This window comes from Chitinilyticum litopenaei DSM 21440 (assembly GCF_000428145.1).
Classification (GTDB): domain Bacteria; phylum Pseudomonadota; class Gammaproteobacteria; order Burkholderiales; family Chitinibacteraceae; genus Chitinilyticum; species Chitinilyticum litopenaei.
On sequence record NZ_KE386632.1, the window covers coordinates 19284 to 27863 of the forward strand.

Annotated in this window: 9 protein-coding genes; 4 read left to right on the plus strand and 5 right to left on the minus strand. The window is 62.0% G+C overall.

The features are described from left to right. Nucleotides 1-75 precede the first annotated feature (75 nt). Nucleotides 76-552: a cupin domain-containing protein gene (locus C515_RS24230; RefSeq protein WP_028456694.1), complete on the minus strand. Its 477-nt coding sequence runs from the start codon at nt 550-552 to the stop codon at nt 76-78. On the opposite strand from C515_RS24230, the gene C515_RS21990 reads away from it, so the two are divergent. Continuing rightward, nucleotides 551-1621 (plus strand): GlxA family transcriptional regulator, encoded by a 1071-nt coding sequence (locus C515_RS21990; RefSeq protein ID WP_051305110.1) that lies wholly within the window; start codon nt 551-553, stop codon nt 1619-1621. The genes C515_RS24230 and C515_RS21990 overlap by 2 nt on opposite strands. 28 nt (nt 1622-1649) lie before the next feature. Here the strand turns inward: C515_RS21990 and C515_RS23880 are convergent, their stop codons facing one another. Beyond that, nucleotides 1650-1940, minus strand: coding sequence for a hypothetical protein (locus C515_RS23880; protein WP_144290562.1), 291 nt, complete (start codon nt 1938-1940; stop codon nt 1650-1652). A gap of 321 nt (nt 1941-2261) precedes the next feature. Between C515_RS23880 and C515_RS0118445 the strand changes: the two genes are divergently transcribed. Beyond that, nucleotides 2262-2780, plus strand: coding sequence for a hypothetical protein (locus tag C515_RS0118445; RefSeq protein ID WP_028456695.1), 519 nt, complete (start codon nt 2262-2264; stop codon nt 2778-2780). 97 nt (nt 2781-2877) lie between these two features. On the opposite strand, the gene ahpF is transcribed toward C515_RS0118445, so the two are convergent. The 3 genes from ahpF to mpl all read right to left on the minus strand — a co-directional run bounded on the left by ahpF (nt 2878) and on the right by mpl (nt 6879). Further along, on the minus strand, nt 2878-4434 hold the full coding sequence (gene ahpF / locus C515_RS0118450; protein ID WP_028456696.1) for an alkyl hydroperoxide reductase subunit F: 1557 nt from the start codon (nt 4432-4434) through the stop codon (nt 2878-2880). Between the two features lie 85 nt (nt 4435-4519). Beyond that, nucleotides 4520-5083 (minus strand): alkyl hydroperoxide reductase subunit C, encoded by a 564-nt coding sequence (gene ahpC / locus C515_RS0118455; protein WP_028456697.1) that lies wholly within the window; start codon nt 5081-5083, stop codon nt 4520-4522. Between the two features lie 428 nt (nt 5084-5511). Further along, entirely contained in the window at nt 5512-6879 is a 1368-nt protein-coding gene (gene mpl / locus C515_RS0118460) for a UDP-N-acetylmuramate:L-alanyl-gamma-D-glutamyl-meso-diaminopimelate ligase (RefSeq protein ID WP_028456698.1), read from the minus strand. Between the two features lie 149 nt (nt 6880-7028). Between mpl and C515_RS21995 the strand changes: the two genes are divergently transcribed. Continuing rightward, nucleotides 7029-8000: a GGDEF domain-containing protein gene (locus tag C515_RS21995; protein WP_051305111.1), complete on the plus strand. Its 972-nt coding sequence runs from the start codon at nt 7029-7031 to the stop codon at nt 7998-8000. 63 nt (nt 8001-8063) lie between these two features. Then, the gene (locus C515_RS0118470) at nt 8064-8363 is read left to right on the plus strand and encodes an STAS domain-containing protein (protein ID WP_028456699.1); all 300 of its coding nucleotides are present in this window, start codon (nt 8064-8066) and stop codon (nt 8361-8363) included. Nucleotides 8364-8580: the final 217 nt, after the last annotated feature.

Sequence of the window (8580 nt, forward strand, 5' to 3'; positions counted from 1 at the left end):
GCGCTAGTGTGCGCCCGGCAGAAGACCGGCATTACCGGCCGGGTGTGCAAGAAATACCCGACCGGTGCGTCGGCCTTAGGCCTCAGCCCAGCGCAATTCCTCCTGTACCAGATAACCATCTTCGGTGGTGGCGGTATTCATGCTGCCGGCGCGCACCTGCAGCACGGTGAACTCCAGCGCCTGCTCCCCCGTGTTGCGAAAGGCACGGCGGCCGGCGGGGGCGACGCGCACGAGCGAGCCTTCGCCTACCGGGAAAATCTGCCCGTCGACCTGGAATTCGCCGCTGCCGCGCGTGAAGACGTAGATCTCCTCGTTTTCGCGGTGCGCGTGCAAAAAGGGAACGCCGGCGCCGGGGGGAAGGCTGTTGAGCGACAGCTCGACGCCGGTGCAGTGCAAGGCCTCGCGCAGGAAAACCTTGCCGGGAACCGGGCGATTGCCCAGCGCCGGCAGCCGGAAGCGATAGCGCGCCAGCTCGGCCATCGGGCCGACGTGGCTGGCGGAGAAATGCGGGCCGGTTTCGGCCGTGCTGGCCTGAAGAATTGCCTCATTCATGGTCGTGCTCCGTGGTAAGGAGCATTCACTGTACGAATTGCCCGCGTGCGCGCGCAGTGGCAATATCGCCATCATTAATGCCGATATCGCCAATATGCCTAACGTCGCCATCCTCCTTCCCGAGCAATACATCGCCAGTGGTGCCTGCAGTGCTGCCGATATGCTGCAGCTGGCCAACAGACTCTGCGGCCGTACGCTGTTCGCCTGGCGTTTTTTCAGCCGCGATGGCGCGCCCGCGCGCAGCAGCAGCAGCATCCTGCTGCCAGCCAGCGGCAGGTATGCGGATGCCCTGCCGGCCGATGTGCTGCTGGTCGCCGGCATCGGCTATGCCTCGCTGGCCAAGCTGGAACGGCAGCTGGATCAAGAAACGGAGCTCTGCGCCGTACTGCAGGCGGCAAATTGCCAGGGGCGCTGGCTTGGCAGCTACTGCACCGGCACCACCTTTCTGGCGCAGGCCGGCGTGCTGGCGGGGCGGCAGGCGACCACCAGCTGGTGGCTGGGAAAGTGGTTTCGTGAGCGCTATCCGGCGGTGCAACTGCAGCCGCACGCGATGCTGTGCAAGGCCGGGCACGTGCTGACGGCCGGGGCGACGACGTCCTGCCTGGAGCTGATGCTGCAGCTGATCCGCGAGAAGGGCGGCGAGGATCTGGCACTGGAATGCGCACGGATACTGCTGCTCGATGCCCGCCGCGATTCGCAGGCGCCGTATGCCGGCCTGCAGCAATTCAGCGGGCACGACGACCCGCTGGTCTGCCGCGCGCAGCACTGGCTGCAGCAGCAACTGGCGCAGCCATTCAGTCTCGAGCTGCTGGCCAGCGCCACGCACAGCAGCGGGCGCACGCTGATCTGGCACTTTCGCTCGGCACTGGGCGTGACGCCGCTGCAGTATCTGCAGAAGCTGCGCCTGCAGCACGCCTGCCGCCAGCTGCAGCACGGCGACGCGACCATCGAGCAGATCGTCGCCGAATGCGGCTACGAAGACCTCAGCGCCTTCCGCCGCCTGTTCAAGCGCGAGATGAGTTGCACGCCGGCCGAATACCGCAGCAGGTTTGCGCGGCATGATGCCTAAACTTGCTTACCTGGCTGGCAAAGCAAAATTAGAGAATATTCTCTTTGTGAATCGCAATCAGACGCCCAATCAATGCACCTGCACCCGTGCAGATTGGCAGGAGAGCCCCCAGACTGCCACCAAACATCGGGCTGATCAGGAATGCCAGTATCAGGCCTATCACGCCGCCATAGCCTGTGTGCATTTTCCGGTTCAGACGTTGTGCAGTCTCGCGCGCCTCCTTGGAAAAGCCCACTGCCTCATGAATGAGGACGGTGCCGCATTGATAACAGCGGGCACTGGTTGCAGGGTTGACTGTTTGGCAGCAGGGGCAACTCATGATGACTCCTTGAATTGTGTTCGAGTCGGTTTAGGCGGGAAGTTGTGATTATTGCATGTGGCTTTTTGTTTTGTCATTTGCGTGAAAGTTTTTACGGAGGCGGAGTGGTGAGCTTGCTCGCAGTCAGCAAGGAGGGCTGGCAAGTCCGCTCCTGTATGGAGCTTGGGCGGAATGAGTGAAGCTCAACGATCGGGCGCCTCCTTCGTCTTGAGTTGCGCTATCGCATAACTCAAACGTGCTGAGACATGAGATGCGATTGCTGTAGCGCAACAATCAATCCCACCGGATAATCCCTCATGATTTTTCTCCTGCCCCCACATCATGACAATCCTCTACCGCTCACTCCTGCTCATATTCTGTGTCTTTGCGCTTGCCGCTTGCGGCAAGAGTCCGCTGGAAAAAGATCTGGAAACCTATGCGCGGCTGAACAAGGAAATGCATGAGTTCGCTGAAAGCACCAAGGCCACGATGGCGTTCAGGGCTAAAACTGAACGCCATCGTGGCGGTTCGCCAGAGCTGGATGCCTTGATGGGCTTGCTGGAAGGCAGCAAGAGAGGCCTGGATCGTCTGAAGCTGCAGGACCCGCAGGTGCAGGAGCAGGTCAATCGGCTGAGCACTGCCTACGGCAACTGGGCCAAATATCTTCAGGAACTGAAAGACAATGAAGGCAAGCGTGAGCCCGATGAGCAACTGGAGCAGGAAATCCTTGCCGACATTACCAAGGCCAAGTCCCAGGTGACGAATGCCCAGAATACCCTTATTGCAATGGGCAAGGACGAGGGTATCGCGATTACTGTGCCCTTCGTCGTGTGTTCCGCTGAGGATGTCGACTGCAAGTAAGCCAGACCCAAACGAAGCGCAGAATTGCAGCGGCAAACAAATACAGCCAGATGTATCTGGCTGTATCCTTTTCTGCTATTTGGCTTTGGTCATATACCTAGCTGCGAATCAGGTGATCGAAGGCGGAAAGCGAGGCGGTGGCGCCCGCGCCCATGGCGATGATGATCTGCTTGTAGGGCACGTTGGTGGCGTCGCCGGCGGCGAACACGCCCGGCACTGAGGTTTCACCGCGTGCGTTGATTTCGATCTCGCCAAAGCGGCTCAGATTCACGCCGCTGTCTTTCAGCCAGTCGGTATTCGGTACCAGACCGATTTGCACGAAAATCCCGTCCAGTTGCAGCTCGTGCGACTGGCCGGTGGCGCGGTGGGTGTAGGCCAGCCCCGTCACCTTTTCGCCATTGCCCAGCACGGCGGTCGTCTGCGCCTGCGTGATGACGGTGACGTTGGGCAGGCTCAGCAATTTCTTTTGCAGCACCGCGTCGGCGCGCATCGCTTCACCGAATTCCAGCAGCGTGACGTGCGCAACGATGCCGGCCAGATCAATCGCCGCTTCGACGCCGGAGTTGCCGCCACCGATGACGGCCACTTTTTTCCCCTTGAACAGCGGGCCATCGCAGTGCGGGCAGTAGGCAACGCCACGGCCACGGTATTCCGCCTCGCCCGGCACATTCATTTCGCGCCAGCGCGCGCCGGTGGCGACGATCACGCTCTTGGCCTTCAGTTGCCCGCCGTTGGCAAACTCGACCGTGGTCAGGCCATCGTCGCCCGCCGGAACCAGCTTGCTCGCGCGCTGCAGGTTCAGGATGTCGACGGCGTAGCTTTTCACGTGCTCTTCCAGCGCCATCGCCATTTTCGGGCCTTCGGTTTCCTGCACGGAAATGAAGTTTTCAATGGCCATGGTGTCGAGCACCTGGCCGCCAAAGCGCTCGGACGCCACGCCGGTGCGGATGCCCTTGCGCGCGGCATACACCGCCGCCGCCGCACCCGCCGGCCCGCCACCGACCACCAGCACGTCGAACGGCGCGGCGGTGTTCATTTTCTCGGCAGCGCGATCGGTCGCGCCGCTGTCGAGTTTGGCGACGATTTCTTCGATGCCCATGCGGCCCTGGCCGAAGACTGCGCCATTCAAGAGCACCGTCGGCACGGCCATGATCTTGCGTTCGTTCACTTCATCCTGGAACAGCGCGCCGTCGACCATGGTGTGGCGGATATTGGGGTTGAGCACGGCCATGGCGTTCAGCGCCTGCACCACGTCCGGGCAGTTCTGGCACGACAGCGAAATATAGGTGACGAAGTCGAAATTGCCCTTCAGTGCACGGATCTGTGCGGCGGTTTCTTCGCTGATCTTGGGGGCTACGCCGCCGACTTGCAGCAGGGCCAGCACCAGCGAAGTGAATTCATGCCCCATCGGCAGGCCGGCAAAACGGATGCCGATGTTTTCGCCGGGGCTGTTCAGGGCAAAGGAAGGAGTTCGCTCGCTCGCATCGCGGCGTTCCTCGACGCTGACGAGGTCGGACACGCTGGCAATATCGGCCAGCAGGGCCTGCAGCTCGCGCGATGTGTTGCTGTCGTCGACGAAGGCGGTGATCGCGATCGGGCGGGTGGCGCGGGTCAGATAGGTCTGCAACTGGGTTTTGATATTGGTGTCCAGCATGGTAGGGCTCCTCGTAAGGGGTAATGAGGTCAAAACAAACCCGGGCCGGATGGGCCCGGGTTGTGGTGCGGCGGGGTGTCGCCGCTTAGATCTTGCCGATCAGGTCGAGCGACGGAGCGAGGGTCGCTTCGCCCGGGGTCCACTTGGCCGGGCAGACTTCACCCGGGTGGCTGGCGACGTATTGCGCGGCTTGCACCTTGCGCAGCAGTTCCTTGGCGTCACGGCCGATGCCGTTGTCGTGCACTTCGATGATCTTGATCTGGCCTTCCGGGTTGATCACGAAGGTGCCGCGCAGCGCCAGACCTTCTTCCTCGATCATCACCTGGAAGTTGCGCGCCAGCGTGCCGGTCGGGTCGCCGACGAGCGGGTATTGCACCTTGGCAATGGTGTCGGAGGTGTCGTGCCAGGCCTTGTGGGTGAAGTGGGTGTCGGTCGATACGCCGTAGATTTCCACGCCCAGCTTCTTGAATTCGGCGTAGTGGTCGGCCAGATCGCCCAGCTCGGTCGGGCAGACGAAGGTGAAGTCGGCCGGGTAGAAGAACACGACGGACCACTGGCCGTGGAAATCGGCCTCGGTGAGGTGAACGAAACGGCCGTCGTGGTAGGCGGTGGCTTTGAAGGGCTTGACGGTGGTGTTGATCAGGGACATGCGTTGGCTCCATCAGGGTGGTCACGAAAAAGTGAAGCCATGATAGGGCGCATGCTGTGATAGCAAAATCAAAATGATTTAATTGTTTTGATTGGAAATGACTATTTTATGGGTGCCGTCTGGCCGTGGAAGGGCGGCAGGCTTGCGGCAAGGATGGGCGCTGCAGCCTGGTTTGCCGCTGGGGTATCGGGCTGCAGCCTTTTTTGATAATGACGTGCAGGGGTATGGGGTTGTGGGTAATGCTGGTGCTAGGCTTGTTCGGCAAGACTTCCCGGCAAAACCTGATTCACCACAGAGGCACAGAGAAAAGCCTGAGAAAATCTTGTGCATTTCTCGGTTTTTCTTCCTCTGTGATCTCTGTGCCTCTGTGGTTCAAAAGGGGTTTGCGCCTTGCTGAATCAGGCGTGAGGATGAGGCGCCGACGCCGCTCAGCCCAGCGCGTCGAGCAGGCGCTGGTGCACGCCGCCGAAGCCGCCGTTGCTCATCACCAGCACCTGGTCGCCAGGGCGTGCGGCGGCGCTGACGCTGGCGACCAGCTGGTCGAGATCGTCGAAACTGCGGGCGACTTCACCCAGCGGCGCCAGCGCTTCCGCAGGCGACCAGCCGAGGTTCTTGCCATAGCAGAACACCAGGTCGGCATTCTGCAGGCTGCCCGGCAGCGCGTTCTTCATCGTTCCGAGCTTCATCGTGTTCGAGCGCGGTTCGAGCACCGCGAGGATGCGCGCTGTGCCGACGCGGGCGCGCAGGCCGGCCACGGTGGTGGCGATTGCGGTGGGGTGATGCGCGAAGTCGTCATAAACCGTCACGCCGTTGACCGTGCCCTTGATTTCCATGCGGCGTTTCACATTCTTGAACTCGGCCAGTGCGGCAATCGCGACCTCCGGCGTCACGCCGATGTGGCGCGCGGCGGCAATCGCCGCGAGCGCATTGAGCGCATTGTGTTCGCCCAGCAGCGACCAGACGAGCCGCCCTTGCGACTGGCCGGCCAGCAGCACCTCAAAGCCGTCATCGTAGCGCTCGCCCATGTCCCAGCCATCGGCAATGCCAAAGTGCTCGACCTCGCTCCAGCAACCGCGTTCTAGCACGCGCTGCAGGCTGTCCTCGCGGCCGTTGACGATCACGCGGCCGGATGCGGGAATGGTGCGCACCAGATGGTGGAACTGCGTTTCGATGGCGGCCAGATCGGCGAAGATGTCGGCGTGGTCGAATTCGAGGTTGTTCAGGATCGCCGTGCGTGGGCGGTAGTGGACGAACTTGCTGCGCTTGTCGAAAAACGCCGTATCGTATTCGTCGGCCTCGATGACAAAGAAGGGCGAGGTGCTCGCCGCATCCTGCGCGGGCGTTCCCGGCTGGCGTGCGGAAATGCCGAAATTCTCCGGGATGCCGCCGACCAGAAAGCCGGGCGCCAGCCCGGCATACTCCAGTATCCACGCCAGCATCGACGTGGTGGTGGTCTTGCCGTGCGTGCCGGCCACGGCCAGCACCCATTTGTCGCGCAGCAGGTTTTCGCCCAGCCATTGCGGGCCGGAAATATAGGGCAGGCCGCGCTCGAGGATGGCTTCCATCAGCGGGTTGCCGCGCGTGATCACGTTGCCGATCACATACAGATCGGCGCCGAGATTCAGCTGGCCGGCATCCCAGCCCTCGATCAGTTCGATGCCCAGCGCTTCGAGCTGGGTGGACATCGGCGGATAGACGCCGGCGTCGCAGCCGGTGACGGTATGGCCGGCGGCGCGCGCCAGCGCGGCAATGCCGCCCATGAAGGTGCCGCAGATGCCGAGGATGTGAATGTGCATTGCCTTGTTTTTCCGCAATTTCTTGAACAATGGGGCGCGTATGCTTGCCGGTGGTGCTGCCGTTGTCAGCAAAGCTGCCGGCTGCTGCAGGATGCGATATATTACCGCGTTCCGATCCTCCCGACCCCTCTGCAGGTTTGCACGCCATCATGAGCAGTTCCCCGCCGGTCAACCCGGTTGAAATCGCCCGCATTGCGCTCAAGCGCCTCACCGAACGCGGCCTGCCGCCGACTCCGGAAAACTACGCGCAGTTCTACAACGCCGTGCTGACGATCAAGGCGCCGCAGAACAAGAGCACCGACGAGGTGCAGCTGGCCTGGCAGGTGATCTACCAGCTCGACGAGGTGCTCGAAGGCGCCAGCGGCAGCACCGGCGGACTGTTGCAATCGCTGTCGGGGGGCAGCGACAGCATGCTGCAAAGCCTGGGCGTGCTGCAGCATGCGCGGCAGGCGCACGCCGAACAGCGCGTCAGCATCGAGGAAAGCCATTCGACACTGGAAGCGCTGCTCGACGACGTGATCGCCACCACGCGCAGCATGCATGGCACCGTGCATACCTCGCATGCCGAGCTGCAGGCCATCCGCACCACCTTGCGCCAGATCGAGGAAGACCTTGCCTTCAACCGCAAGGCGCTGGAAATGGATGCGCTGACCGGCGCGCTGAACCGCCAGGGGCTGGATCACCTGCTGATGCGCGAAGTGAAGCGCGCGCGCCGCATGAACCAGCGTCTGGCCGTCGCGATGTTCGATCTCGACGACTTCAAGCAGATCAACGATCGCTTCGGCCATCTGGTTGGCGACCAGGTGCTGGTGCACGTGACCAGTCTGGCGCGCGCCGTGCTGCGCGATACCGATTTCCTGATCCGTTATGGCGGCGAGGAATTCCTCATCGTGCTGACCGACACCGACGTGAAGGGCGCGCAATACGTGATCGACCGCCTGCGCATCGTCGCCACGCGCACGCCCTTCCAGCACCATCACCAGCGCATCGAGGTGCAGTTCTCCGCCGGCATCGCCGACCTGCGCCCGGAGGAAAACGGCCGCGCGCTGGTGCTGCGCGCTGACGAGGCACTGTATCGCGCCAAGCACAGTGGGCGCGGACGCGTGGAAATTGCCGGCTAGCTTGCTTATGCTGTGAACAGTGACGCCGCTTGCGCGGCAATGCAAGGCTTACCGGAGAACCCCATGCAAGCGACGATGAAGCAGGACGGCAACAAGGCCATTATTGCCCTGCGCGGCAGTTTCACCTTTGAAGTGCACCGCGAATTCAAGCAGGTGACCAATGCCGCGCTGGAACGCAATGACGTGAGTACCATCGAGCTGGACCTGGCCGAGGTCGATTACATGGATTCCGCTGCGCTGGGCATGCTCCTGTTGTTGAATGAGCGCAGCAATGGCCGCAAGATCACCCTCGTCAACTGCAAGGGCACGGTGCGTTCGGTGCTCGACATCGCCAATTTCGGCAAGATTTTCGAGATTCGCTGAGGTGTGAGGGGGCGAGAGGGCCCCTGAATCCCGACAGGTTGCTGCTCTTGCACGAAGTCAAAGAAAAAGCCGTCATGCTGTGACGGCTTTTTTGTGGGTATCGGGCTGAACCCCTTTGTATGAAAGGCTTGTGGCGATATGGGTGGTTATGTTTGCCTCACGCCTCACGCCTCACGCCTCACGCCTCACGCCTCACGCCTCACGCCTCACGCCTCAC

Coding starts and splice junctions, on each gene's coding strand:
- C515_RS21990 (WP_051305110.1), top strand. CDS start 551: ATGGTCGTGCTCCGTGGTAAGGAGCATTCACTGTACGAATTGCCCGCG.
- C515_RS24230 (WP_028456694.1), bottom strand. CDS start 552: ATGAATGAGGCAATTCTTCAGGCCAGCACGGCCGAAACCGGCCCGCAT.
- C515_RS23880 (WP_144290562.1), bottom strand. CDS start 1,940: ATGAGTTGCCCCTGCTGCCAAACAGTCAACCCTGCAACCAGTGCCCGC.
- C515_RS0118445 (WP_028456695.1), top strand. CDS start 2,262: ATGACAATCCTCTACCGCTCACTCCTGCTCATATTCTGTGTCTTTGCG.
- ahpF (WP_028456696.1), bottom strand. CDS start 4,434: ATGCTGGACACCAATATCAAAACCCAGTTGCAGACCTATCTGACCCGC.
- ahpC (WP_028456697.1), bottom strand. CDS start 5,083: ATGTCCCTGATCAACACCACCGTCAAGCCCTTCAAAGCCACCGCCTAC.
- mpl (WP_028456698.1), bottom strand. CDS start 6,879: ATGCACATTCACATCCTCGGCATCTGCGGCACCTTCATGGGCGGCATT.
- C515_RS21995 (WP_051305111.1), top strand. CDS start 7,029: ATGAGCAGTTCCCCGCCGGTCAACCCGGTTGAAATCGCCCGCATTGCG.
- C515_RS0118470 (WP_028456699.1), top strand. CDS start 8,064: ATGCAAGCGACGATGAAGCAGGACGGCAACAAGGCCATTATTGCCCTG.